This is a genomic window from Martinezella lusitana, assembly GCF_010668395.1.
Lineage (GTDB): Bacteria > Pseudomonadota > Alphaproteobacteria > Rhizobiales > Rhizobiaceae > Rhizobium > Rhizobium lusitanum_A.
This window is the reverse complement of sequence record NZ_WUEY01000035.1, coordinates 1-22999: the sequence shown is the minus strand read 5'-3', so window position 1 is coordinate 22999 and position 22999 is coordinate 1. Positions and strand designations below refer to the sequence as shown.

Annotated in this window: 26 protein-coding genes and 1 tRNA gene; 17 read left to right on the top strand and 10 right to left on the bottom strand. The window is 59.5% G+C overall.

What is annotated here, in order from left to right; genetic code table 11:
- Positions 1 to 53: 53 nt before the first annotated feature.
- A complete protein-coding gene (locus GR212_RS34420) occupies positions 54 to 488 on the bottom strand; it encodes a CBS domain-containing protein (protein ID WP_163994100.1) in 435 nt (144 codons plus the stop codon).
- Between the two features lie 166 nt (positions 489 to 654).
- Positions 655 to 1425, bottom strand: a complete 771-nt coding sequence (locus GR212_RS34415) for a rhomboid family intramembrane serine protease (RefSeq protein WP_163994098.1) — start codon at positions 1423 to 1425, stop codon at positions 655 to 657.
- A 316-nt stretch (positions 1426 to 1741) separates the two neighbouring features.
- Here GR212_RS34415 and GR212_RS34410 point away from each other — a divergent pair, with 316 nt between their 5' ends.
- From GR212_RS34410 to GR212_RS34380, 7 genes are all read left to right on the top strand, one after another.
- Positions 1742 to 2404, top strand: coding sequence for a PAS domain-containing protein (locus GR212_RS34410; RefSeq protein ID WP_246726200.1), 663 nt, complete (start codon positions 1742 to 1744; stop codon positions 2402 to 2404).
- An 83-nt stretch (positions 2405 to 2487) separates the two neighbouring features.
- Positions 2488 to 3117 (top strand): PilZ domain-containing protein, encoded by a 630-nt coding sequence (locus GR212_RS34405; RefSeq protein ID WP_163994094.1) that lies wholly within the window; start codon positions 2488 to 2490, stop codon positions 3115 to 3117.
- Positions 3118 to 3189: 72 nt separating this feature from the next.
- Positions 3190 to 4152, top strand: coding sequence for a prolyl aminopeptidase (gene pip / locus GR212_RS34400; protein WP_163994092.1), 963 nt, complete (start codon positions 3190 to 3192; stop codon positions 4150 to 4152).
- Positions 4153 to 4545: 393 nt separating this feature from the next.
- Positions 4546 to 5151, top strand: coding sequence for a transglutaminase-like cysteine peptidase (locus tag GR212_RS34395; protein ID WP_163994090.1), 606 nt, complete (start codon positions 4546 to 4548; stop codon positions 5149 to 5151).
- A 337-nt stretch (positions 5152 to 5488) separates the two neighbouring features.
- The gene (locus GR212_RS34390) at positions 5489 to 6259 is read left to right on the top strand and encodes a hypothetical protein (RefSeq protein ID WP_163994088.1); all 771 of its coding nucleotides are present in this window, start codon (positions 5489 to 5491) and stop codon (positions 6257 to 6259) included.
- Between the two features lie 117 nt (positions 6260 to 6376).
- A complete protein-coding gene (locus GR212_RS34385; protein WP_163994142.1) occupies positions 6377 to 7885 on the top strand; it encodes a serine hydrolase in 1509 nt (502 codons plus the stop codon).
- Positions 7886 to 8013: 128 nt separating this feature from the next.
- Entirely contained in the window at positions 8014 to 8289 is a 276-nt protein-coding gene (locus GR212_RS34380; protein ID WP_163994087.1) for a hypothetical protein, read from the top strand.
- A gap of 95 nt (positions 8290 to 8384) precedes the next feature.
- Here GR212_RS34380 and GR212_RS34375 read toward each other — a convergent pair whose 3' ends face one another.
- Entirely contained in the window at positions 8385 to 8819 is a 435-nt protein-coding gene (locus GR212_RS34375; protein ID WP_163994085.1) for a DUF1489 family protein, read from the bottom strand.
- A gap of 56 nt (positions 8820 to 8875) precedes the next feature.
- Positions 8876 to 10285, bottom strand: coding sequence for an L-serine ammonia-lyase (locus GR212_RS34370; RefSeq protein WP_163994083.1), 1410 nt, complete (start codon positions 10283 to 10285; stop codon positions 8876 to 8878).
- 199 nt (positions 10286 to 10484) lie between these two features.
- Between GR212_RS34370 and GR212_RS34365 the strand changes: the two genes are divergently transcribed.
- From GR212_RS34365 to GR212_RS34355, 3 genes are all read left to right on the top strand, one after another.
- The gene (locus GR212_RS34365; protein ID WP_163994081.1) at positions 10485 to 11177 is read left to right on the top strand and encodes a DUF599 domain-containing protein; all 693 of its coding nucleotides are present in this window, start codon (positions 10485 to 10487) and stop codon (positions 11175 to 11177) included.
- A 62-nt stretch (positions 11178 to 11239) separates the two neighbouring features.
- The gene (locus GR212_RS34360; RefSeq protein ID WP_163994079.1) at positions 11240 to 12229 is read left to right on the top strand and encodes a DUF1624 domain-containing protein; all 990 of its coding nucleotides are present in this window, start codon (positions 11240 to 11242) and stop codon (positions 12227 to 12229) included.
- A 12-nt stretch (positions 12230 to 12241) separates the two neighbouring features.
- Positions 12242 to 12715: a methyltransferase family protein gene (locus GR212_RS34355; protein ID WP_163994078.1), complete on the top strand. Its 474-nt coding sequence runs from the start codon at positions 12242 to 12244 to the stop codon at positions 12713 to 12715.
- A 135-nt stretch (positions 12716 to 12850) separates the two neighbouring features.
- On the opposite strand, the gene GR212_RS34350 is transcribed toward GR212_RS34355, so the two are convergent.
- Positions 12851 to 13210 (bottom strand): hypothetical protein, encoded by a 360-nt coding sequence (locus GR212_RS34350; protein ID WP_163994076.1) that lies wholly within the window; start codon positions 13208 to 13210, stop codon positions 12851 to 12853.
- A gap of 92 nt (positions 13211 to 13302) precedes the next feature.
- Positions 13303 to 13692, bottom strand: a complete 390-nt coding sequence (locus GR212_RS34345; RefSeq protein ID WP_163994074.1) for a MerR family transcriptional regulator — start codon at positions 13690 to 13692, stop codon at positions 13303 to 13305.
- A gap of 379 nt (positions 13693 to 14071) precedes the next feature.
- Between GR212_RS34345 and GR212_RS34340 the strand changes: the two genes are divergently transcribed.
- Positions 14072 to 14566, top strand: a complete 495-nt coding sequence (locus GR212_RS34340) for a peptide deformylase (RefSeq protein WP_163994072.1) — start codon at positions 14072 to 14074, stop codon at positions 14564 to 14566.
- Positions 14567 to 14627: 61 nt separating this feature from the next.
- On the opposite strand, the gene GR212_RS34335 is transcribed toward GR212_RS34340, so the two are convergent.
- Together GR212_RS34335 and GR212_RS34330 are read right to left on the bottom strand one after the other, a co-directional pair.
- Positions 14628 to 15164 (bottom strand): hypothetical protein, encoded by a 537-nt coding sequence (locus GR212_RS34335; protein WP_163994070.1) that lies wholly within the window; start codon positions 15162 to 15164, stop codon positions 14628 to 14630.
- A 260-nt stretch (positions 15165 to 15424) separates the two neighbouring features.
- A complete protein-coding gene (locus GR212_RS34330; protein WP_163994068.1) occupies positions 15425 to 15730 on the bottom strand; it encodes a hypothetical protein in 306 nt (101 codons plus the stop codon).
- A gap of 889 nt (positions 15731 to 16619) precedes the next feature.
- Between GR212_RS34330 and GR212_RS34325 the strand changes: the two genes are divergently transcribed.
- Complete coding sequence (locus tag GR212_RS34325; RefSeq protein WP_163994066.1) at positions 16620 to 16781, top strand: hypothetical protein; 162 nt, start codon at positions 16620 to 16622, stop codon at positions 16779 to 16781.
- 124 nt (positions 16782 to 16905) lie between these two features.
- Here the strand turns inward: GR212_RS34325 and lipB are convergent, their stop codons facing one another.
- On the bottom strand, positions 16906 to 17622 hold the full coding sequence (gene lipB, locus GR212_RS34320; protein WP_163994064.1) for a lipoyl(octanoyl) transferase LipB: 717 nt from the start codon (positions 17620 to 17622) through the stop codon (positions 16906 to 16908).
- 238 nt (positions 17623 to 17860) lie between these two features.
- Here lipB and GR212_RS34315 point away from each other — a divergent pair.
- Both GR212_RS34315 and GR212_RS34310 read left to right on the top strand, forming a co-directional pair.
- Positions 17861 to 17945 (top strand) — tRNA-Leu (locus tag GR212_RS34315).
- A gap of 281 nt (positions 17946 to 18226) precedes the next feature.
- Complete coding sequence (locus GR212_RS34310) at positions 18227 to 18814, top strand: hypothetical protein (RefSeq protein WP_163994062.1); 588 nt, start codon at positions 18227 to 18229, stop codon at positions 18812 to 18814.
- 92 nt (positions 18815 to 18906) lie between these two features.
- On the opposite strand, the gene GR212_RS34305 is transcribed toward GR212_RS34310, so the two are convergent.
- Positions 18907 to 19329 (bottom strand): helix-turn-helix domain-containing protein, encoded by a 423-nt coding sequence (locus GR212_RS34305; RefSeq protein ID WP_163994060.1) that lies wholly within the window; start codon positions 19327 to 19329, stop codon positions 18907 to 18909.
- Between the two features lie 218 nt (positions 19330 to 19547).
- Here GR212_RS34305 and GR212_RS34300 point away from each other — a divergent pair, with 218 nt between their 5' ends.
- From GR212_RS34300 to GR212_RS34290, 3 genes are all read left to right on the top strand, one after another.
- A complete protein-coding gene (locus GR212_RS34300) occupies positions 19548 to 20483 on the top strand; it encodes a DMT family transporter (RefSeq protein ID WP_163994058.1) in 936 nt (311 codons plus the stop codon).
- Positions 20484 to 20564: 81 nt separating this feature from the next.
- Positions 20565 to 22574, top strand: a complete 2010-nt coding sequence (locus GR212_RS34295; protein WP_163994056.1) for an acetyl-CoA carboxylase biotin carboxylase subunit — start codon at positions 20565 to 20567, stop codon at positions 22572 to 22574.
- A 199-nt stretch (positions 22575 to 22773) separates the two neighbouring features.
- Positions 22774 to 22999: alcohol dehydrogenase catalytic domain-containing protein (locus GR212_RS34290; protein ID WP_163994055.1), on the top strand; the 226-nt coding region annotated here is incomplete at its 3' end.

Here is a 22999-nt window from a genome sequence, read left to right as displayed (position 1 = left end):
GGCTGCGACCGGCCTTTGGCCGATCGCTTGATCTCATCCGATTCCGGGTCCGTTCACCCGGCGATATAGGCCTTGATCTGTTCGGCCTCGAGTTCGATCTCGCGGATACGCCATTTGACGACGTCGCCGATGGAGATGATGCCGGAAAGCTTGCCCTTTTCTTCGACGGGGACGTGACGGAAGCGACGCATGGTCATCAGCTCCATCAGCTCGTCGGTCGTGGTGTCTTCCTTGCAGCGATACACCTTGGCCGTCATCAGCGAAGCGATCGGCTTTTCGAGGCATTCCTGGCCATGCTTGGCAACTGCGTTGACGACATCCCGCTCGGTGAATATGCCGGAAATCTTGCCGCCCGGCCCCACGACGACGATCGCGCCGATACGATTCTCATTGAGAATCTTCGCGGCCTCGGCAACCGACGTGTTGCCGCCAGTCGTGACGACATCGCGGCCCTTGGCCTCAAGTATGGCCTTTACGGAAACTGACATTCGATCCTCCCATCTCGAAAGCATGCTGAACACCTGAAGCGTCCGATATGTTCCGAAATTACCCCCGGAGCTCAAACCGGCGCCTTGCCCGTCGGTCGAGTCGATCTCCTCATCTCGCAACCGACGGACAATAATCGTGCGCCTGTGTCAGTGAGAAAGCAACAGTTCATTCATCGAGTGGTAAAGCTTCCCGGGCCTCCCGGGGCGGCTGACGGTCGAACAGCGCAAAGAGCAGAAATCCGAACAGGAAACCGCCGATATGGGCGTCCCACGCCACCGGCTGCGAACTGTCGCCGGCAAGCGTGATTCCGAAGGCCACGAGCGCGTTGCCTGCGATCCACATGACGATATAGGCGACGACGGTACGGCTGCGAAGCGAGCCGAGAATGCCGAGGCGCGGGTTGAGGTGCGCCTGCCGCATCGAGACCCGGCGACCGTCCGTGACAGGAAATGCAAAGCGGCAAGCTGCGCCCATGAGCGCCGAGACCACCCCGGAGGCGCCGATCAGAAGCGTCTGGTCGCCCCAATAGAGTGCGGCATGCATGAAGGCGGAGGCCGCGGACGAGAGAATCCAGAAAATCACGTAGCGCAGGGCGCCGATGCGCCGCGCCACGGGCGCCGCAAAGACCATCAGCCAGAGGCCGTTGAAGACGATATGCTCGATCCCGCCATGCAGCAGCGAATAGGTGACGGGTGTCCAAAGCCACTCCAGTCCTTGCTGCGACAAAGGGAAGGCATAGCGCGCCGGAATGAAGCTGAAGGTGAAATAGATCCAGTTCAGCGTATCGTCCGACCACCACGGCAGGTTCATGACCGCGAAAACCACGATCAGGACGGCGAGGCTGGCGACAATGATGGGGGGTAGATTGAAGACTGGAGCGCGCTGCTGCGGCCGCGGATTTTCCGGCTCGGGGCGCGGCAGCTGTTCATCGTCCATGTCTTGCTCGGCTTTCTCTAGAAGTTACCGACCCATAGCGCAGCGCACGTCAAAAAAAAAGCCGCCCGGCGGTGACGGACGGCGTATCGGGTGCTTCTCTCCGGACTTAGCCTTGAAGGCCTGCCCGGCACCCGGGAAATTCGTGCTGAATGTCACTTCGTGAAGTGATGAACGATTTCTTTCATTTGCCGCCGCGAAAGGCAATCGCAACCTTTCGTTAACCCTAACGGCCCGGTTCTGGCATGGATTTCGCAACGCGGAAGCTGGAGGCAATGAATGCCTTTGCAATTGAACTGAAATGGGACACGGACGCATTATGCGCCAGAAGACGAGCATAGAGATATTTACCTACTGGGAGCAGATACGCGGCAACGCGGATGCACCCTTGCGCAATCTGATACAGCCATCTGCCGTGAGCCATATTCTCCCGGAGCTGTTCATTCTGGAAAATACGGCGGATGACAGCCCGCGCTTCCGCCTGGCGGGCACGGCAATCTGCAACCTCATGGGACGCGAGATTCGCGGCGAGAATTTCGCGGCGCTCTGGGCCAGCAGCCAGCAGGACGATCCCGTCCGCATCGCTGCCGGCGTGATGACGCACGTCGTTCCCGCGTCGATCAACGCGACGGGTTATTGCATCAGCGGCCGCAGCATGGCTTTCGAGATGGTCTTGATGCCGCTTCGCACATCGAGCGACACCTGCGACAGATTGCTGGGCTGTCTTACGCCCGCGGTTCATTCGACATGGCTGGGCAACGAACGCCTGGAGTTTCTGGCGCTCGACCGCAGCCGCCTGCTTCACGAGCGCCCCGCCCGGCTTGTCGACGCACAACACCATCCCGATCCTTCCGATATGCTGCCGCTTCAAGGCGGCGTCAGCCTGGGCGAATGGATGCGCCAGAAGTTGATTCAAGCAAAGAACGGACGCGACCGTGCCGGGATTGATCCAGTACGGGACAAAATCGGCCGTCGTCTCTAAGTTAAGCCTCAGGAAAGACAACCTTACTTTAAGGAGTTGCCGCTAATAGTTGGAAGAGACGCAATAGGGTTTAAGACGCTTCCATGCACTCATTCCAGCCGGCCCATGCGACGCGGCCCAATCACATGGCAGGCAATGCCATCCGCAACGATCAGCGGACCTTTCAGCGGGTTCCGATCAATATGCAGGGCCGCCTGATGCTGGCCAACTATGACGAGTTCGAGTGCCTGGTGACGGAGATGTCGCCGGGTGATCTCTATGTCACTTGTGCGGGACGTCCGCGCGCAGAAGAGCGCGTCATTGCCTATATCGACCATCTCGGCCGCGTCGAGGGCAATGTCGTTGCGGTCGATGGCCGCGGCTTCAGCATGTCGATCAACGCGACCGAGCGGAAGCGCGAAAAGCTTGCCGCGCAGCTGACATGGCTTGCCAACAAACATGAGCTGGGCCTGCCGGAAGATCGCCGCCACGATCGTCTGATGCCGCGCGATACCCGCAGCGAGCTCACGCTTGAAGACGGCACGCAATATGTCTGCCGCATCATGGACCTTTCGCTCTCGGGCGCCGCTGTCGATGTCGAAGTCCGCCCCGTGATCGGAACACCGGTGCGCCTCGGCAACATGCGCGGCCGCGTCGTACGCCATTTCATGGAAGGCGTGGCGATCGAGTTCCTGTCGCTGCAGTCGCGCGAGACCTTGCGCGAATTTCTCTAGTATCGTCATCTTCCCGTCACGCGGCATCGCGAAACAGCGACGCCTGTCTTTTCTTTCAAGCGTGACGGCAAGATGCTCTATCCGGACATAACTCCTTTTGATGAAGGCCTGCTGGATGTCGGCGACGGCCAGCGGATCCATTGGATGCAATCCGGCACTCCGGACGGCACTCCGGTTCTCATCCTTCATGGCGGTCCGGGGTCCGGCAGCTCCGCTGGAACGCGACGTTATTTCGATCCGCAACATTACCGGATCATTCAGTTCGACCAGCGCGGCTGCGGTGGCAGCCTCCCGCATGCGTCGGAACCGGCGATCGATCTCGCGAGCAACACCACTTGGCATACCGTTGCCGATATCGAGCAACTGCGATTGCAACTCGGCTTGGAGCGCTGGATGGTGTTCGGCAACTCCTGGGGCTGCACGCTTGCGCTTGTCTACGCCGAAACCCATCCGCAACGGATCGAAGGCTTGCTCCTCGTCGGCGTCACCATGACGAGGCAATCGGAAATTGACTGGCTCTATCGCGGGCTTGGCCGCTTCTTTCCGGATGAATGGGCGCGTTTTCGGGCAGCCGTGCCGGAAGAGGATCGCGACGGCGATCTTGTCGCCGCCTATTATCGCCTTCTGCGTGATCCGGATCCGGCAATCCATGTGAAGGCCGCCAGGGATTGGCACGCATGGGAGGCCGCCTCGATCCTGATCGATCCCCGCGCGACCCTGTCAGCGCGCTGGTCGGACCCTCTCTACCTGGCGGCGCGCGCCAGGATCATCACCCACTATTTTCATCATCTGGCCTGGCTGGAGGAACGCCAGATATTGCGCGACATCCATCGCCTCGCCGGCATCCCCTGCACGATGATCCAGGGTCGTCTGGATCTCGAGGCGCCGCTCGTTACCGCCTGGGAACTATCCCAGGCCTGGCCGGAGGCGAAACTGACTATCGTTTCGAACGCAGCCCATTCGCCGGCGGTCGAGGAGATGGCCGCCGCGATCATCGGTATGACCGACGGGCTTCGTCGGCGGAATTCCCGATAGACATCAATAATAATTTTTTGAGCCGTCTTTCCCAAAATGGGACAGTCTTGCGCAGACAAGGCCATTTTCGCCGCCCCGATTGAGCACTGGCGTATGCAACCTGTTTCAGGACGGCACGATTTTCATCCGAATTGGCACCGGCATGTTAAGAATTCCGCCTGCGGGAAACCATTCTAAAACAGCTCGATACGCGATTTCCCCCTCCCGCCATCCCATACCGAAATCACTCGAATTTTAATCGAATTTGACGCGAACTTGATTCAAGTTTTCTGCGTGTTTTATGAAAGTTTGATCCAGATTTGAATCAACTAAGTCCTTAATTTGACTGTGCAATTTTGCGTCGGATAAAATCATGCGTGTCATTCTGATCCCAATAAAAACAGGGACAGGGACATGAACTTTCAATCCGTACTTCGCGGCTGCGCCGCTCTGGCACTTTTCACTCTCGGCTTCTTCGGTCCGGCTCAGGCCGCGCCCGCCAGCATGACGATCACCGGCGATGCCGCTCCTCCGATCGGCCATTACGAGTTCTGCAAGGAAAACCCGCGGGAGTGCGCCTATGCCGGCGGCGACGCCGGTCCGGTCATCCTCACCCAGGATAGCTGGAAGACGATTCTGCAGATCAACTACACGGTCAACACGACGATCAAGCCGATGACCGACATGGAGCTCTACGGCGTCGAGGAAAAATGGGCGATCCCGACCACTGCCGGCGATTGCGAGGATTTCGCGCTTCTGAAGCGCAAGGAACTCATCGATGCCGGTTTCTCGCCTTCCGACCTGCTCATGACCGTCGTGCTGCAGCCGAACGGCGAAGGCCATGCCGTCCTGACCGTCCGTACGGATCGCGGCGACTTCATCCTCGACAACATGCGCAACAAGGTGAAGCTCTGGTCCGAGACCGAATATACCTTCCTCAAGCGCCAGTCCGCCAACGATCCGGCCCGCTGGGTCAAGATCCAGGATGGCCGCGCCGTCGCAGTTGGCAGCTTGAAATAAGTTCCGCTCCTACACGATCGTTGGCGGCCTAGCGCCGATGATCAAAGTCAGAGGCCCGGTCTAGTCCCCTGATTTCTGTCCAGGCCGGTGCCTCTGAGCCGTTCCCACTGTCCCGGGGAACGGCTCTTTTTCGTTGTGAGACTGGCCTCGGAGCGGAGGCCGGAAACGTCCCGGGAATATAAGTGCGCCATTAGCATGGCTTGCGATCTATATTTAACCGACGGTTAACCATCATGGCGCCAATCATCATTCCCAACGAGACTCAATAAAGGTCGAAAGCCGCTCGGTTTTGCCATTAATGATGGCGATCGGAGCGGAGGGAACTGAAGGCAAGAGTATGGCTCCTCTTCTGTCGTCCGCCTCAATGATCGAAGAAAGGCCGCTGGTGTCGAGCGGCTTTGTCTATCGGCTCACCGCAGGCGTTGCCGTTCTGGCGGCCCTTACCGTCGCGATAACCATTGGCGGCCATTGGCTTGGCGAGAAAATTTCACTGGCCGGCCATACGATCGACACCAGGCCCATATCCGTTACGATCGGCGACGATACCATACGCCTGGCCGCGAACACGATACGCTTCCCGAGCGAGCGTGTGGACGGTACTGCCGAACGCGTCGATCTCTATCTGACATGGCCGCAGATGCAGGGCTATAGCGAAGCCGACCGGATGCGCTTCGACGATATCTCCCAGTCGTCGTCGCTGATCTTCCTGCAAATGAGCCAGAGCACGATGTCCCGCGACATGTCCGGCCGGCTTGAGCCCATTTATTCGCAATTGATGGATGGCGCCGCTTATGCCGGCCCCTTCGACCTCACGGCACATCGCCTGCGTGCGGATGCCGGCTATAACGGTGAAGTGCTTCTGACGGCGCCACGACCGGGCGAGCCTGACTATGCCGTTCGCTGCCTGCTTCCCTCCTCGCCGGCACTTGCGACGAGCGGCGATTGCCAGAGAGACGTCAAGGTCGGCAAGGATTTGAGCGTTCTCTACCGGTTTTCCAGCAATCAGCTTGGGGATTGGCGCGCCATGGACGCCGCCGTCCAGAACTTCGTCAGGACGCGCCTTGTGGATAACCCTACTTCCGCGGCGACTGCTGCTGGCGGCCGCTAAAATGGCACAGAAACCTGAAACCAACTGTTCATCATAAACCGATTGGTAACGCTAAGCCTCTATTGTCGAACGCAACGGGCGTTCATGGAGGCGGCGACCGGATAATCGAGAATGTTAATGCAAGCAGAGAGTGATTTAGTGTCCAGATCAATTCTTCCCGTTTCGTCGTCTCAAACCGGTAAGATTCTGGCGAGAGCGCTTCTTGGTTTTTCGATTGCGACGGCAACGGTCACCGTAACCGTCGTTGATGCCAGCGCCGCCGGTTCGAAATATGCAGGCATCGTGATCGACGCCAATACCGGCAACGTCCTCTATAGTGAAAACGCCGATACGCTCCACTATCCCGCCTCGCTGACCAAGATGATGACGGTCTATCTGACCTTCGAGGCGCTGGAGGCAGGCCGCATCACTCTCGATACCCCCGTCGTCTTCTCCAGGAATGCCGCCGCGCAGGCGCCGACGAAACTCGGCATTGGCGCCGGCCACTCCGTAACCGTTCGCGAGGCGATCCTCGGCATCGTCACCAAATCAGCCAATGATGCGGCGATGGGGCTTGGCGAGATGCTCGGCGGCTCGGAAGAAAACTTCGCCCGCATGATGAACGACAAGGCGCGCGCTCTCGGCATGACGCGCACGACCTACCGCAACCCGAACGGCTTGCCGAATACCGCGCAGATGACGACGGCGCGCGATCAGGCCCGTCTCGGCATCGCTCTGCGCGAGCATTTTCCGCAATATTACGGCTTCTTCTCCGAAACGAGCTTCCGGCTCGGCAATCGCGTCATACCGGGCCACAACCATCTGATCGGTTCGGTTCGCGGGGTCGACGGCATCAAGACTGGCTATACCCGCGCCGCGGGCTACAATCTCGCGACCTCCGTAAAGGTCGATGGACGCTCCATCGTTGGCGTCGTCCTGGGCGGCGCTTCCACGCCGGCTCGCGACAACCAGATGCGCAAGCTGATTGCCGCCTATCTGCCCGTGGCATCGACGAAGCATATTGCGACGAATGTTATCGCGCAGACGCCGGCTACCACGCCCAATATCCAGGCTGCGAGCGCGCGCATGGCCGATATCAGCCGCGCCAAGATCAAGAATGACCAAACGGTCGAGGTCGCTGACGCTCGCCCATCGAGCGCGGCAGCTTTCGCGGCGGTAACGCCTCAATCCTCAAATCCGTTGCTCTCGGCAAAGCCTGAGCCGGTCCAGCGCCCCGCCTACGACGAGACCGCGTCCGTCTCTCCGTCGGACGAAGGCGATGAGGATGAAGTCGATACCGTAACGACCGCATCGACCTCCAAGAGTGACACGAAGCTCGTCAAGCTGCAGCGTGCCGAGAAATCCGAGAAAACTGAAAAGGTCGCGAAGGCAGGTAAGGCCGAACGCGGCCCCACTGGCTGGGTCGTTCAGATCGGCGTCTCCTCCAGCAAGGACGGGGCGACCGACTTGCTGGATACAGCAAAGAACAAGGGCGGCAAGGCTTTGCGGTCGGCCAAGCCCTACGCGGTCGCCTTCGACGGCGGTTACCGCGCCCGCTTCGGTGGTTTCGGAGATCAGGGCGAGGCACTCAATGCCTGCAAGGCGCTCAAGCGAGCCGGCGTAAAGTGCTGGGCGAGTATGGAATAGAAATGCGGCCATGGCTTTCATCGCCGCATGATTTGAGAATTGGTCGGGCCTTCTTGAAAAGCCCGGCTTTCCGGCTTCGAATGTCAAACGGGCCGGCCCTGAGTTTGTAACGTGTACGGGGTTTTGAGATGGCAATGAACGAGAACTTTCCGGGTTTCTCGCTCGATGGCGGGGGCAAGATGAAACCGAAGAGCTTCGCTCTTCATCCGCTGCATGAGGCGGCGATGCGGCTGGCGGACCTGGGTCTCAGTCGATCGCGTTCGCGTAACAAGACGAAAGATCTGATCGGCATCCTGCTTTGCCACGGCGCGCGCGCGTGGCGCTACTCGCAGCCTGAAGCTCATATTCATCTGCACATCACGGCCCCGACCGGCCGGGCACCGATCATGATGCGGCTGCGCTAGAGAGACGCCAGAAAAAGCGTAGAACGGTTTCCCGCTCGGAGTTGCGTAAAAACAATGAGATGGAGCGGGAAGCTAAACTGCTTTAAGCAGCCGAGCTACAGCAGTCCGAGTTCGGATAGTTCCCGCCGCAGATCGGCGGGTAACTCGGCCGCGGCACCAAGACTATCGAGGTCGCGCGGTACGTCATCCTGCGGCAGATAGCGCCACCCCTGAAACGGCCGACGAGGCTGGCCGGTCGTCTCGATGACGCTTGGGTCGAGGATCAGCCGGCAGCGCTGAATACCCTCGGCATCGGTGAACGTCTCGATCCCGAGCAGCCTCTGCCGGGCCTGCACTTGCCCCTTGATGACCCAGTAGAGCGAGCCGCCGTCCAGCAGCTCCTCAATCCGTTTCGGCACCATGCGCGTCGTATGGGTCGTATGCGGCTCCAGCCCGGCGGCGATGGCGTTCATCGCCCGCTCGGAGACCCATTCGCGCAGATCCTCCAACGAATCCGCGCCGACGCACAATTTGATGAGATGCAAAGCCATACCGCCGTTGAAATCCTTTTGGCCGGCAGCGTCAAGCTTTTAGATCAGGTGTCCACTCAGCATTCCACGACATTCACGGCAAGACCGCCGGTCGAGGTTTCCTTGTACTTCTCGCTCATGTCGTAGCCGGTCTGGCGCATGGTCTCGATACAGGCGTCGAGCGGCACGAAATGCTGGCCGTCGCCCTTGATCGCGAGCGAGGCAGCCGTGACCGCCTTGACCGCACCGAGGGCGTTACGCTCGATGCACGGCACCTGCACCAGGCCGGCGATGGGATCACAGGTCATGCCGAGATGGTGCTCGAGCGCGATTTCCGCGGCGTTCTCGATCTGCTCCGGCGTTGCCCCCATGACGGCGGCAAGCCCAGCAGCCGCCATGGCGGCCGCAGACCCCACCTCGCCCTGACAGCCGACTTCGGCGCCGGAAATCGAGGCATTGTGCTTGATGATGCCGCCGACGGCGGCGGCCGTCAGCAGATAGTTGCGAATGCCGTCCTGATCCCAGTCCTCGTGAAAATGCTGATAGTAGCGGATCGTCGCCGGGATGACGCCGGCCGCACCATTGGTCGGCGCCGTCACCACGCGTCCACCGGCCGCATTCTCTTCGTTGACGGCCATGGCGTAGACGCTGAGCCAGTCGTTGGCGAGCAGCGGATTGATGCGGTTGCTGCGCCATTCTTCCTGAAGCTTGTCATGGATCGCGCGCGCGCGCCGGCGCACCTTCAGGCCGCCGGGCATGATGCCATCGACCTTGAGGCCGCGATCGATGCAGCTGCTCATGGCAGCCCAGATGCGGTCGAGGCCGGCATCCAGCTCTTCGGCGCTCATGTGCGATTCTTCATTGGCGCGCTTCATCTGCGCGATGGAAAGACCGGACCGCTGGGCCATGTCGAGCATCTGCTTGGCGCTGGCGAAGGGGAAGGGAATGCGCGCGCCTGCCCCAGCCGGCTTCTTCTTGTCGGCCCGCACCTGCTCGAGCTCCGTATCGGTCACGACAAAGCCGCCGCCGACGGAGTAATAGATGCGCTTGACCAGCAGGCGGTCGTCTTTGTCGAAGGCGGAGAAACTCATGCCGTTGGCATGGCCGGGCAGCGGCACCTTCTTGTCGAAGATCAGGTCTGTCCTAGGCTGGAACCGATAGCCCGGATGACCCGGCGGCATGATGCGCCCCTGGCGCTCGACCTCATCAATAATGCCGTCCATATGGTCGGGATCGACGCTATCGGGTCTCTCGCCCATCAGGCCGAGAATGACAGCCCTGCCCGTGCCGTGGCCGATGCCTGTATGGGCCAGCGAGCCATGCAGGCTGACCCTGATCGAGTCGACATGCACGTTCGACGACGGGCGCGGCCATTCGTTCGACAGCAGCAAGTCAAGGAAGCGATTCGCGGCCGACATCGGCCCCATCGTGTGCGAGCTGGATGGTCCCACACCGATCTTGAATACATCGAAAACTGAAAGAAACATGGACTTTGAGTGCCTCCCAGGCAAATCGATTTCTGGCAAGGCTACGCTATCGGGGCAAGCTTGCACGGCGATTGGCCGACATCGGATTTCATGGTAGCGACATTACATATAGGCATGAGGGGAGGCAAACAGAAGGCCATTGCGCCCCGCTCGTGCTCGGATACAGTCCCCGTCGGATCGATCTGGAGAATCTGCCTATATGACGACAGCCGACTATGTCGCCCTCGCCCTCTTCATCTTTCTCTGGGTCGCGCTGAACTGGATCACCAGCAGCGCAACATTCTTCAACCGCATCAGCCTGACGCTGGCGATGAACGAGCGCCGGCGCGAATGGATCTACAATTCGCTGCGTCGCGACCTGAAGATGATCGACACGCAGATTCTCTCCGGCCTTCAGAACGGCACCGGCTTCTTCGCATCCACCTCGATCTTCGCCATCGGCAGCTGCTTCGCGTTGCTGGGCGCGACCGACAAGGTCAACGCCTTCTTCTCCGATCTGCCCTTCGTCTTCAACAGCGGCAGGACCGCATTTGAAATCAAGGTGGCGGGGCTTGCCTGTCTGTTCGGCTATGCCTTCTTCAAATTCGGCTGGGCCTATCGCCTGTTCAACTATTGCACCATTCTCTTCGGCTCACTGCCGATGCGCGAGGAAGCCATTCTCGATCCGCTGGGCGCAGAACGGGCAGCGGAGCGTGTGGTGCGCATGAACATTATCGCAGCGCGCAGCTTCAATGCCGGGTTGAGGGCAATCTTCCTGTCCATCGGCTATCTCGGCTGGTTCCTCAGCCCTTATGTCTTCATGGCAACGACGCTCTTCATCATCGTCGTGCTGATTCGCCGACAGTTTTTTTCGGATGCTCGTCTGGCCATCATGGACGGCGATATGCAATGACAAGGCCGCGCCGGCCTGCGCCGGCGCGCAAGATTTGAGTTCATGCCCGGAAGGAATCCGCAATGGCCGCCATCGCCGAGAGCGCCGATGCACCCCCGAAGACGCCTCGCATCGGCATTCTGGACACGGCGCGCGGCATCGCCCTGCTGGCGATGGCGAGCTATCACTGCACCTGGGATTTCGAATTCTTCGGTTATCTCGATTCAGGCACCGCCGAAACCGGCTGGCTGAAGCTCTATGCACGCGCCATCGCCAGCACCTTCCTGTTCCTGGCCGGCTTCAGCCTCGTGCTCGCCAACACGCCCGAAATCCGCTGGCGCTCCTATTGGCGGCGGCTGGGCATGATCGTGGCCGCGGCGTTGGCGATCTCGCTCGTCACCTTCATCGGCATGCGCGACGAATGGATATTCTTCGGCATCCTGCACAGCATCGCGGCGGCGAGCCTCATCGGGCTGCTGTTCCTGCGCCTGCCGGCATTCGCCACGCTTCTGATCGCTGCGTTGCTCGCAGTCGGCATCGTCATCGACAATGTCGTTGCGCCGCTGTCGCTGCATTCGACGTTTTTCGACGCGCCTTGGCTATGGTGGGTCGGACTGTCGGAAAACATCCAGCGTTCGAACGATTATGTGCCCCTCTTCCCATGGCTGACACCGTTCCTCTTCGGCCTCGGCATGGCACAGCTGGCACTATCGCTCGGCTGGCTCGAACGTCTGGCGAAATTCGGCCAGGGCCGCAATCTGATCGCCCGCACCGGCCGCCACAGCCTGATCTTTTATCTGCTTCACCAGCCGGTCCTGTTCGGCCTTGTCTATCTTCTCTCGGTGGTGGCACCGGCGCCGCAGCAGGATCCGACGGTCGGCTACATCAGACAATGCGTCGCCTCCTGCACGCGGTCGGGAAGCGAAACCATGTGCCGAAGCTTCTGCCAATGCACGCTCGACAAGTTGCAGGCGCAGGATCTCTTCAAACCCCTGGAATCGGGGGCGATCAAAGCAGATAGCGATGAACGCATAAGCCGAATCGCGATACAATGCACGGAACAAGCGCAATGACAGGGTTATTCCATGAATGCCTATCGTTCGAAGTCGCTAAGCTTTCCGTGGCCGCCGCTGCTTTATAGCCTGGCCGTCATTGCGGCGCTGTACCTCCAGCGGTGGTATCCGCTGCCCTTGCCGTTTGCCTGGGCTCTCGCTTCATGGATCGTCGGAGCCTTGCTGACGGCCTTTGCGGTGACGCTGAATGTCTGGGCCGTCAAGACGCTGCTGGAAAGACGCACCACCGTGCTGACCCAACGCTGCACCGCGCATCTGGTGACGTCAGGCCCGTTTCGCTTCACCCGCAACCCGACCTATCTCGGCTATACCTTGCTGACGGCGGGCCTCGGATTGCTGATCGGCAATCTCTGGTTCGTGGCGATGGCGGCGGCAGCAGCCGCATTGACGACACTGCTCGTCATCCGCTGCGAGGAAATGCATCTCCTCTCGCGCTTCGGCTGCGAATTCGAATTTTACTGCAAGCGCACACGCCGCTGGCTTTGAGTCAATGGGACTGAAGAATCGCTCGAGGGATCGTTCAGGCGCTGCCTACTGGTTTCCAAATAGAAGGAATATCCGGCCGATTGTCGTTCGCGTGCGATAAACCAGATCGTTCCTGACTGGGGCATCTGCGCCGGCTTAGAGCTCGAATTGACGGGACCTGTCTCCGCCGACGGCACCTTCCAGCCTGGCGGATCTTGCCTCGTTCAGGAAAGAGCAGTCGGGTCTGCTGCACTGAACGCTGACCTCTCCCGACAGACCTAGTATGGAGTCGATGGTCACGCTCACTTCAACTTGGGTCTTCCGGTCGTCGACAAGCTGGCAGCGGGCATGAATGTGACACACCTGCTGGCCATAGATCGCATCCTTGCCGTCAAGCAAAAGGCCGTAGGCGACCTGAATATCCGATTGGGTGATATCAGCCGCGCGGCTGCCATCGGCACTCGCGAAAATAGCGGCCGCGAGCATGACGAGGGCAGATGAAATTCTTGTTGCCACGCCAATAACTCCCTAAGAACGCTCAGTTTTTAGAAAGCATTCTTGCCGGCACTATGGCCGCGCTATTGCGTGCTTATATCGTGGTCAGGCGATCAGGTGCCCACGCCGATTTCGGCGAGACGTCCGAGGCAGGCCTCCTCGACATTGTCGAGTTCGCTGAGCGTATCGTCGATATCCTTGCGCTTCTGGCGCAGTTCATCGCGCTTTTCATCGACACGCTTCATCAGCAGCTTCAACTGGCCGATTTCGCCGGGAGGCTCCCGATAGACCTGAATGATCTCGCGAATTTCGGCAATGGTGAAGCCGATGCGGCGGCCGCGGAGAATTTCTTGAATGAGACGTCGGTCGGCGGGCCGGAACAGACGCGTACGACCCCGGCGCTCGGGCTGAATGAGACCCTCGTCTTCATAGAACCTCAAGGTTCGGGTCGAAACGCCGAATTCCCGAGTGAGCTCCGTTATGCTATAGTATCCGTCAACCAAGAATCCGGCCCCTTCTGCTGACAGCCATAATATTGACTTTTACGTAATAGTCAATTTTCATGGGTTTGTAGGGCATGGCCTTCTCGCTGGCGACGCGCAAACCAAAAGGTCGCTAGCGCGGCGAACATGAAATAACCTCCAGCATGATTGCGGTCGGCCGTCACTGAACCGGGCGAAGCCGGAACGGACCGGCTCCGAATCGAAGACGTACGCGCTCGGTAAATATCAACAACGCTATAAATCGAAAAACAGCTCATAAGCAAAGAGATAGAGGAAAATGCTGCTATAGAGAATTCAGTTATCGAGACGGTGGTATTGTCCTCGCCTTGTCCCTATCCTGGCAAGTCTACAGATGTCCCTTCGTTCGATAGAGAGTACCTTGACCGCCCGCCCCATTGTCCGCTTCCCAGATCCGCTGCTTCGCACCGCCTGCGCTGCCGTCACCGTCTTCGATGACGACCTGCGCGTGCTTGCAGGCGATCTCCTCGATACGATGCGTGCCGCCCCCGGCGTCGGCATTACGGCCGCGCATATCGGTGTCCTCAAGCGGGTTGTCGTGATTGAACTCAGCCGCGAAGACGGCGTGCGTACCTATGTCAATCCGCAGATCGTGTGGTCGTCCCAGGAGAGCATGCGCCATACGGAAGGCAGCGTTTCCATGCCGGGCGTGACCGAAGAGATCGTCAGGCCGAAATCCATTCGCTTTCGCTATCAGGACGTTGCCGGCGAAGTACATGAAGCGGAGGCGAGTGACTTTCTGGCCATCTGCATTCAGCACGAGATCGATCAGCTGGACGGCATCTTCTGGCTTCAGCGGCTTTCCAAGCTCAAGCGCGACCGTCTTGTGAAGAAATGGGATAAGACGCGGGATTAGGATATCCATACGAAAACGGGCGCCGTAGAGGCGCCCGCTGTACGGTCGGTCAGGTTTGCACTCAGCCCTTGAGCTTGGTGTTGCAGAGGCTGTAATAGCCGCCGCCCTTCTGGATCCACTTCAGGCCGCCGAGCGAATTCTTGGCCTTGTTGGCATTGTAGGCATCGACGCAGGTGTGGAAACGGCCCTTGCCGGCAGTCTCGCTGGCATACTTGGCGTCGACTTTCGTCGGGAAGCTCACGCCAGCCGGTGCAGCCGTCGTCGGCTTTGCGGGTTCGGTTGCCGGCGGCTTGGTGGCATCCGGTTCGCTTGCATCGACCTTCGCGGCCGCGGTCGTCTTCGTCGTCTTGGACGGTGCCGCAGCAGCGGGAGCGGTCGCCGCCGGAGTGGTCGTCGTGGTAGCGCTCGCATCTGCGCTGCACTGCGTGGCGCGGAAGTCGTTCCACTTCTGGCCGTTCAAGGTGCCAGCGGTTTTAGCGGCCTGATATTTGGCGCTGCACTCTTTCATGGTGAGCGCAGAAGCCGAAGAAGCGAGGCCCATCGAGCCTACAACTGTGAGAGACGCAAAAGACATCAACAGAATGGCACGACTTGTCATTGGCATTTCCTCCGCTCTATGACGAATGTCGAAACTATTAATCGTATCGTCCCTGTCGATTGTCAATCGACGCGCGATCCGGGGGCGACGGAAGACACCATATGCGGACGAACATGAACGGAGACTGTACGAAAATAGCCATCAAAAAGAGTGACTTGGCCTGAAGGACAATCTGCGATGGCAGTTCGCGGCGCTACGTGATTCGCCATTGGTCCAATCAGCCCGGGTGCCGATATGGCACAGCAGGTATTGAAGCCATTCTACTCGCAGACGAGCGACGCACTCGGGCTGCAATAGCACTCATAACGCGGAGCCGGACAAGTCGCGACAGCCAGGCTGAAATCGTTGCAATTGCATTGGACGTGAAACTGCTGATCGGCCGTGGCCGAGGTCGCGCTATAGATGGAGAAGCCGGTACCGATGTCGGCTGGACGAGACCCCACGCTGAAAGAATAGTTCGGGCCGGTGGTCTGTGTCGGGGGATCGCTCTGCTGCGCCAGGGCAGCAAACGGCATGGACGCGACGGCGCAAATGACGAACAGCCGCTTTATCGTTGATTTGCTCATGTGATCTCGCGCCTTTTACTGACACATCAGATAGGCATGCGGAACGCAAGTGCAGGCATAGGCCTGAGTCGGGCATGTCATGTCCTGCAATGTGCGGTCGTCGCAATTGCACGTCACGAAATAGGATGAATTGTTCGGCATCTTCAGGATGCTCGAGGTGGAATAGCCGCTGCCAAGATCAGCCCGCCGATAGCTGAAGCTGGAAGCCGAGTTTTTAGTATCCGGCTTGGGGTCCGCGGCGTGGCTCGCGATCGGCAGCCCGGCCAACGCAACAATCAACAACGCCTTCCCACCCATCCTTCGATATCGGGACGCGTTCATAGCAATCTTCATCTTCCAATTCCCTTCAACAGAACTTGCATCGAAACAACCGCTACATTCGCGGTGTTTCGTCCGTGTCTCCGTCCGTTTCGAAACGTTTCCGCCCGGTGGCTTGCGGTTGTCCGGCCGGCGGAGACATTGCGGTGAGAACCCTCACGGATCCTGCACGCAAAACGATATCACCACCGCGTCGGCCCCAAAAGCCAGATGGCGGGCAACCGGCAATCACTGTTTCGCGATCAGGCGGATGGCGCAGACAGGCGGCGTTTCCGCATCGTTCCCAAGCCTTGAAGTATGAAGGCGCCGCCCTAATCTCTTTAGGGCAGTTCCCCTCTCTGTGCCCTGGATGCTCTCCCGTCCAGGGCATTTTCTTTGGCGGGTGACAGACCCGACACCCGGCATTTGCAGCGTGATACTCTTAGAGGTTGATTGCCGGCTACGCGAAATGAGTCGCCATAGCGCCTCGATGGGCGTAGGCTCCATCCACCGTTGGCTGATCGAATCCGTAGGCGCCAGCGGCTGAGAGAGACAACGCACTCTCGCCTGCAGAGGTCTAGGAGTTACCCGCATGACCTCGCATGATAGTCATGACAATATTCTCAGCGATCAGAAACTGCACGATCTTCTCAAGGCCGAAGACGAGATGGAACGTCTGGTGGAATCGAAGCCCGGTATTCCGGCGGAGATCGAACCTCCTGCCGATGAAGACGCAGAAGAATCGCTCCTGTGAAAACACTTCATATCGTGACAGCCGTTTTTCATCGAAGAAATACGATCTGAGCTCCGCCGGTATATGGCGGAGCAAATGTCTTTGATCGGTTTCTAATGTTTGGCTTCCAATCAGGGAAACATGCTTAGCCGTCGTTGACGGTCAGCCCGAATACCTGCTCGAAAGCATCCCGCAGGCGGATGTCGACATCCGCCATCATCACCGGCAAGCCGAGATCGACAAGGCTGGTGACGCCATAGGCGGAGATTCCGCACGGAACGATGCCGGTGAAATGGCCAAGATCGGGATCGACGTTCAGCGACAGGCCATGAAACGTCACCCACTTGCGAACACGGATGCCGAGGGCCGCGATCTTGTCTTCGGCGACCGCGCCATCCGGCAACGCCGGCCTTTCCGGACGTCTGACCCAGACGCCGACCCTATCCTCGCGCCGTTCGCCGCGTACGTTCATCGATTCGAGCGTGCGAATGATGACCTCTTCGAGGGCGCCCACGAAGGCGCGGATATCCTGCCGCCGACACTTGAGGTCCAGCATGACATAGGCCACGCGCTGGCCCGGCCCGTGATAGGTATATTCGCCGCCCCGTCCGGTCGCGAATACGGGGAAACGATCCGGCTCGATGAGATCGGCGGCATTGGCGCTCGTGCCTGCCGTATAAAGCGGCGGATGCTCGACCAGCCAGACGAGTTCCGATGCCCGGCCTTCGGCGATCGCGGCGACTTCCGCCTCCATCGTGGCGACGGCTTCATCATAAGGCACCAGCGTATCGCTGATCCGCCAGCGAACGGGCGGCGTACCGTCAACGGGAAACATCTGGTGAGAAAGTTCGGTGCGAAGCATATTGGCAGTCCTTTGCGCGCCGCAGCCCGCACTTGTGGAAATCCTGCGTGCCGACGGGTTGTCCACATATGGCGCTATTCGGGCGGAAATTCAAACATCTACGGCATTTCCACCGCATTCGGACCGATGCGATCGGAGGAGCTGTGAAGGAATTTAAAAAAACTGACACATCGCTCTTGTGCCCCCCGAATGCTTTTGCTACATGCAGCCGCGCCGGAGCAATTCGGCCTACCACGATGCGGTCGTGGCGGAATTGGTAGACGCGCAGCGTTGAGGTCGCTGTGGGGCAACCCGTGGAAGTTCGAGTCTTCTCGACCGCACCAAGAACCCGGCTTAGGCCGGGTTTTTTGTTTTCAGGTCAATACTTTACTCCAGCAGCATGTTCTTCCCCGTGAAGCATGCCGGAGGCCACTGTAAACATTCCGCACGCTGATGATCGTTCCATCCATTGAAATCAGTGCCTGCGGGTATGGCCTCCGCAAAAATCACCACAGCAGCAAAAGCAAGCGACGCCGGTTCAGCCGGGCCAACGGACATCCGATGGGCGGCTTGACACAGCTTGGCGTCATGTCAGTTTGCGCCAAATGCGCGAGTGGGGACGACCGTGAAACAATTTTACCTTTTGGGAATTCTGATGCTTCTTGCGACATCGGCCATGGCGGATGCCGGCGCCGACATGAAAAGCTGCCGGGATGAAACCGATTCATTGAAGCGCTTGACCTGCTACGACGCCATAAAAATCGATGGTGAGAACGCGCCGGCGGACAACACGATATCCGCGGGAGTACCGAAACCCGCTGACGTGAGGTCCGGCTCTTCAATCACGCCGGCAAAATTGAAGCTTGAAGTTCGACGGCGCGACTTCCGTCGGGAGATACTCAATGATCAGGTCATTCTGGTTCCCACGCTCAAGAACGGCTCCAAGAAGACCGTGGTGGCAATAGAATTCAACATAGCGATCAGCGACGCTTTTGGAGACAAGGTGGTCGACCAGCTCGCCCGTTTGGACATCAAGATAGCGCCGGGCAAGACCGTGGAAAGCGATTCGATATTCTACTGGGAAGACAACCCGTTTATTTCAGGCGAAATCTACGACAAGCTTGTCGGGCCGGTTTCTACCGGTGTGGCGAAAGCATCTCTTGATGTGAAGAAAGCCGTATTTTCCGACGGCACGACGGAAAGCTATCAATAAGTCTTCGTATCAGGATCGCAAGGAACCAGAAAAGCCCGCTCATGCGGGCTTTCTCCTTCCGATCTCGACCGCTTGCAAATCCGGTGCGGTCATCAGTGCGCGACATCCTTGCTGAGATTGCGCAGCCGTATCTGATGGTCGAGTCGCTCGAGCTGACGGGTCGTGGTCTCTATCAGCCGGCCGATCTCCTGATAGGCTGTCCTCAGTCGCGAAAGCTCGTTTCGAACGGCGTCCAATGCGCGCTCGTCGCTGTCCTCCCCAGGCCCATCGCCTGCCCCGGTCATCAGCCATACCGGAGAAACGTCGAAGAGAGCCGACATCTTGACCAAGGCGGACGGGTTGGGTTCGGCGCGATCGGATTCCCAGGCGAGCATGGTCTCTTCGCTGACGCCGAGCTGGCTTGCCAATGTCTCGAGGCTGATGCCGGCCGCGTCGCGGGCCATGGATAAGCGTCCGCCCAGGGTGTCGTCGCCCTCGTCCGAAAAAACGGTCGTCTCTTGTTCTGGCTTGAACATCGGTGCGATCCTTTTCCTGGCTGCGCCGGCGATCTTGTGCGGCGCATCTATGTTTTAGCCGTTTCCAAAGCTTCAGATAGGTCTAAGGGCGTCATCCCGCCACCGTGATGTGTCCCAATTGGAAAAGTGTGACATTTTCCGATGACAGTCTCCGCGTCTCGCGACCCATCCCCGATCGCGCCTTGATTGCATGCCTTTCCTGTGTTTGATGTCTGCCCATGTCCGTCTCTTCCACCGTCTCCACGCAGCAGAATCCGCTCAGAGGCATGACGATCATGGCCAGCGCCATGATCCTGCTCCCGACGATGGATGCGATCGCCAAATACATGGCGAGTTTCGAGGGCATGTCGCCCGGCCAGGTGACGTTCTACCGCTTCTTCTTTCAGCTTGTATGCATGCTGCCGCTGCTAGTGACCGCGACCGGGAGGTCCGCCTTCTCGGCAAAGCGTCCCTGGATGAACCTGCTGCGCGGAGCCCTGCATGGCGCCGCCAGTCTTCTGTTCTTCGCGGCCTTGAAATATATGCCGCTCGCCGACGTCTTCGCGATCTATTTCGTGGAGCCGTTCATGCTGACGGCCCTGTCCGCCCTGTTTCTCGGAGATAAGGTCGGCTGGAGGCGCTGGCTGGCGATCGTCATCGGATTCGGCGGGGCGATGATCGTCATTCAGCCCAGTTTCGCAATCTTCGGCCTCAAGGCATTGCTGCCGGTTGCCTGCGCCTTTCTCTATGCGCTCTATCTCTTCATGAATCGCGCTGTCGGAGAAGCGGATTCGCCGCTGACCATGCAGATCATGGCGGGTGCCGGCGGCACTCTGTTCATGGCGTTTGCGCTGTTCGCCGGCAATTCGGCCGGCATCGCCGATTTCCAGCCGTCCCTGCCCGTCTCCGCGCTCGGTCTCGTGCTTTTGCTGATTCTGGGCTCGATTTCAGGCTATGCCCACATGCTCGTGGTCCGGGCCTTCCGGCTGGCGCCCCTTTCGCTGCTCGCCCCGTTCCAATATTTCGAGATCATTTCCGCCACCGTTCTCGGCTATGCGATCTTTGGAGATTTTCCCAATCTTTCCAAATGGATCGGCATCGCCATCATCGTCGGCTCGGGTCTCTTCATCATCTGGCGGGAGCGCATACAGTCGAGATTGGAAAAAACGGCATGAGCGCAGGCATCTTGCGCATGGACCGACAGCGCGATTTGTGGCTAAAACACTGACTGAATAGAGTATTTGGGCGGAGATTGCATGTTCAAGAAAATCCTGATCGCCAATCGCGGCGAGATCGCTTGCCGCGTGATCAAGACCGCGCGCCGGATGGGCATCCTGACGGTTGCCGTCTATTCGGATGCCGACCGGGATGCTCTGCATGTCGAAATGGCCGATGAATCCGTCCATATCGGCGCGGCTCCCGCGGCCGAAAGCTATCTCGTCGCCGACAAGATCATCGCCGCCTGCAAAGAGACCGGCGCCGAGGCGGTTCATCCGGGTTACGGTTTCCTGTCCGAGCGCGCCGCATTCTGCGCGGCGCTGGAGAAGGAAGGCATCGTCTTCATCGGCCCCAAGCCGAAGGCGATCGAAGCCATGGGCGACAAGATCGAATCGAAGAAATTCGCCAACGCCGCCAAGGTATCGACCGTTCCGGGCCATCTCGGCATCATCGACAATGCCGATCACGCCGAGAGGATCGCCGCCGAGATCGGCTATCCCGTCATGATCAAGGCGTCCGCCGGCGGTGGCGGCAAGGGTATGCGCATCGCCTGGAGCAAGGACGAGGTGCGTGACGGTTTCGAGCGCGCCCGTTCGGAAGCGAAAAGCTCCTTCGGCGACGATCGGGTCTTCATCGAGAAATTCGTCGTCGACCCCAGACACATCGAGATCCAGGTGCTGGCAGACGGTCATGGCAATGTCGTCTATCTCGGCGAGCGCGAATGCTCCATTCAGCGCCGTAACCAGAAGGTGGTGGAAGAAGCGCCCTCGCCGTTCCTCGACGAAGCGACGCGCAAGGCCATGGGCGAGCAGTCCGTGGCGCTTGCCAAGGCCGTGGACTACCAAAGCGCCGGTACGGTCGAATTCATCGTCGATCGCGACCGGAACTTCTACTTCCTCGAAATGAACACCCGCCTGCAGGTCGAGCATCCCGTAACGGAACTCGTGACCGGCATCGATCTCGTCGAACAGATGATCCGCGTCGCCGCCGGCGAAAAGCTACCCTTCAAGCAGGCCGATATCACGCTCAACGGCTGGGCGGTTGAAAGCCGGCTCTATGCGGAAGATCCGTATCGCAATTTCCTGCCTTCGATCGGCCGTCTGACGCGCTATCGCCCGCCGCGCGAGGGCAAGACGGAAAAGTCGGTCGTCCGCAACGATACCGGCGTCTTCGAAGGTGCCGAGATCTCCATGTATTACGATCCGATGATCGCCAAGCTCTGCACCTGGGCTCCCTCCAGGCTGGAGGCGATCGAGGCGATGGGCGAAGCTTTGGATGGCTTCGTCGTCGATGGCATCGAGCACAATATGCCGTTCCTCTCCGCGCTGATGAAACATCCGCGCTGGCGCGAAGGCCGGCTCTCCACCGGCTTCATTGCCGAGGAGTATCCGGAAGGTTTCGCGCCCGCAGCGCCGGATGAGGCCCAGACCGCCCTGCTTGCCGCAGTCGCCCTGTCCTGCAGCCTCATCGAATCCAACCGCCGGGAGCGTTATGCCGATCGGTTGCGTCCCGCGGCTGGACCGTTGCGGGAAAGCTGGATCGTCAAGCTCGGCGCTGATTATTTGCCCGTTACGCTGCTCGAGGGCGTGGTGACCATTCCTTTCGAGATGGATATGCAGGTGGGCGGCAAGACCGCAACGGTTGCGACCGACTGGCGCCCCGGCGATGCCGTCTGGGTCGGCACCGTGGGCGATCGCAAGTTGACCGTCCAGATCCGCACCGTGTTGAACGGCCTGCGCATTGATTGGCAGGGCATCTCGGTCAGGGCCCGGGTATTTACGCCGCGCCAGGCGGAGCTCGACAAGCTCATGCCGGTCAAATTGCCGCCGGATACGTCGAAGCTGCTGCTTTGCCCCATGCCGGGCCTCGTCGTGTCGATCGCCGTCGCCGAGGGCCAGGAGGTCAAGGCGGGCGAGACGCTGGCCATCGTCGAGGCGATGAAGATGGAAAATGTCCTGCGCGCCGAACGCGACCTCGTCGTCGGCAAGATCAACGCCAAACCCGGCGAGAGCCTAGCCGTCGATGCGGTGATCATGGAGTTTGCCTGATCGAAATACGGCATCGGTGCAATTTCGGGAAAGGCGCACGGCGGTTTTCCCTTCGGAGTTTCTTGAAACGATGGCGCAGAACGACTGTCCGGTTTAAACTGGATAATTGCCGCTTTAAGTGTCTGATTTTGGCTTGAGCCGCGATGCGCGCCCATGCCAATGTCGCGCGAACCAAATCATAGCAGGAAGGGATGAAACCATGGACGTAAGAGCAGCCGTTGCGGTCGCTGCCGGCAAGCCGCTTGAGGTGATGACGGTTCAGCTTGAGGGGCCGAAGGCCGGCGAAGTGCTGATCGAGGTGAAGGCGACGGGCATCTGCCACACCGACGATTTCACGCTGTCGGGCGCCGATCCGGAAGGTCTCTTCCCCGCCATCCTCGGCCATGAGGGCGCCGGCATCGTCGTCGATGTCGGACCGGGCGTCA

What these genes read in the sequence shown, in the direction of transcription:
- GR212_RS34420 (WP_163994100.1), bottom strand. Translation starts at nt 488, where the DNA reads ATGTCAGTTTCCGTAAAGGCCATACTTGAGGCCAAGGGCCGCGATGTC.
- GR212_RS34415 (WP_163994098.1), bottom strand. Translation starts at nt 1,425, where the DNA reads ATGGACGATGAACAGCTGCCGCGCCCCGAGCCGGAAAATCCGCGGCCG.
- GR212_RS34410 (WP_246726200.1), top strand. Translation starts at nt 1,742, where the DNA reads ATGCGCCAGAAGACGAGCATAGAGATATTTACCTACTGGGAGCAGATA.
- GR212_RS34405 (WP_163994094.1), top strand. Translation starts at nt 2,488, where the DNA reads ATGCACTCATTCCAGCCGGCCCATGCGACGCGGCCCAATCACATGGCA.
- pip (WP_163994092.1), top strand. Translation starts at nt 3,190, where the DNA reads ATGCTCTATCCGGACATAACTCCTTTTGATGAAGGCCTGCTGGATGTC.
- GR212_RS34395 (WP_163994090.1), top strand. Translation starts at nt 4,546, where the DNA reads ATGAACTTTCAATCCGTACTTCGCGGCTGCGCCGCTCTGGCACTTTTC.
- GR212_RS34390 (WP_163994088.1), top strand. Translation starts at nt 5,489, where the DNA reads ATGGCTCCTCTTCTGTCGTCCGCCTCAATGATCGAAGAAAGGCCGCTG.
- GR212_RS34385 (WP_163994142.1), top strand. Translation starts at nt 6,377, where the DNA reads ATGCAAGCAGAGAGTGATTTAGTGTCCAGATCAATTCTTCCCGTTTCG.
- GR212_RS34380 (WP_163994087.1), top strand. Translation starts at nt 8,014, where the DNA reads ATGGCAATGAACGAGAACTTTCCGGGTTTCTCGCTCGATGGCGGGGGC.
- GR212_RS34375 (WP_163994085.1), bottom strand. Translation starts at nt 8,819, where the DNA reads ATGGCTTTGCATCTCATCAAATTGTGCGTCGGCGCGGATTCGTTGGAG.
- GR212_RS34370 (WP_163994083.1), bottom strand. Translation starts at nt 10,285, where the DNA reads ATGTTTCTTTCAGTTTTCGATGTATTCAAGATCGGTGTGGGACCATCC.
- GR212_RS34365 (WP_163994081.1), top strand. Translation starts at nt 10,485, where the DNA reads ATGACGACAGCCGACTATGTCGCCCTCGCCCTCTTCATCTTTCTCTGG.
- GR212_RS34360 (WP_163994079.1), top strand. Translation starts at nt 11,240, where the DNA reads ATGGCCGCCATCGCCGAGAGCGCCGATGCACCCCCGAAGACGCCTCGC.
- GR212_RS34355 (WP_163994078.1), top strand. Translation starts at nt 12,242, where the DNA reads ATGAATGCCTATCGTTCGAAGTCGCTAAGCTTTCCGTGGCCGCCGCTG.
- GR212_RS34335 (WP_163994070.1), bottom strand. Translation starts at nt 15,164, where the DNA reads ATGACAAGTCGTGCCATTCTGTTGATGTCTTTTGCGTCTCTCACAGTT.
- GR212_RS34330 (WP_163994068.1), bottom strand. Translation starts at nt 15,730, where the DNA reads ATGAGCAAATCAACGATAAAGCGGCTGTTCGTCATTTGCGCCGTCGCG.
- GR212_RS34325 (WP_163994066.1), top strand. Translation starts at nt 16,620, where the DNA reads ATGACCTCGCATGATAGTCATGACAATATTCTCAGCGATCAGAAACTG.
- lipB (WP_163994064.1), bottom strand. Translation starts at nt 17,622, where the DNA reads ATGCTTCGCACCGAACTTTCTCACCAGATGTTTCCCGTTGACGGTACG.
- GR212_RS34305 (WP_163994060.1), bottom strand. Translation starts at nt 19,329, where the DNA reads ATGTTCAAGCCAGAACAAGAGACGACCGTTTTTTCGGACGAGGGCGAC.
- GR212_RS34300 (WP_163994058.1), top strand. Translation starts at nt 19,548, where the DNA reads ATGTCCGTCTCTTCCACCGTCTCCACGCAGCAGAATCCGCTCAGAGGC.
- GR212_RS34295 (WP_163994056.1), top strand. Translation starts at nt 20,565, where the DNA reads ATGTTCAAGAAAATCCTGATCGCCAATCGCGGCGAGATCGCTTGCCGC.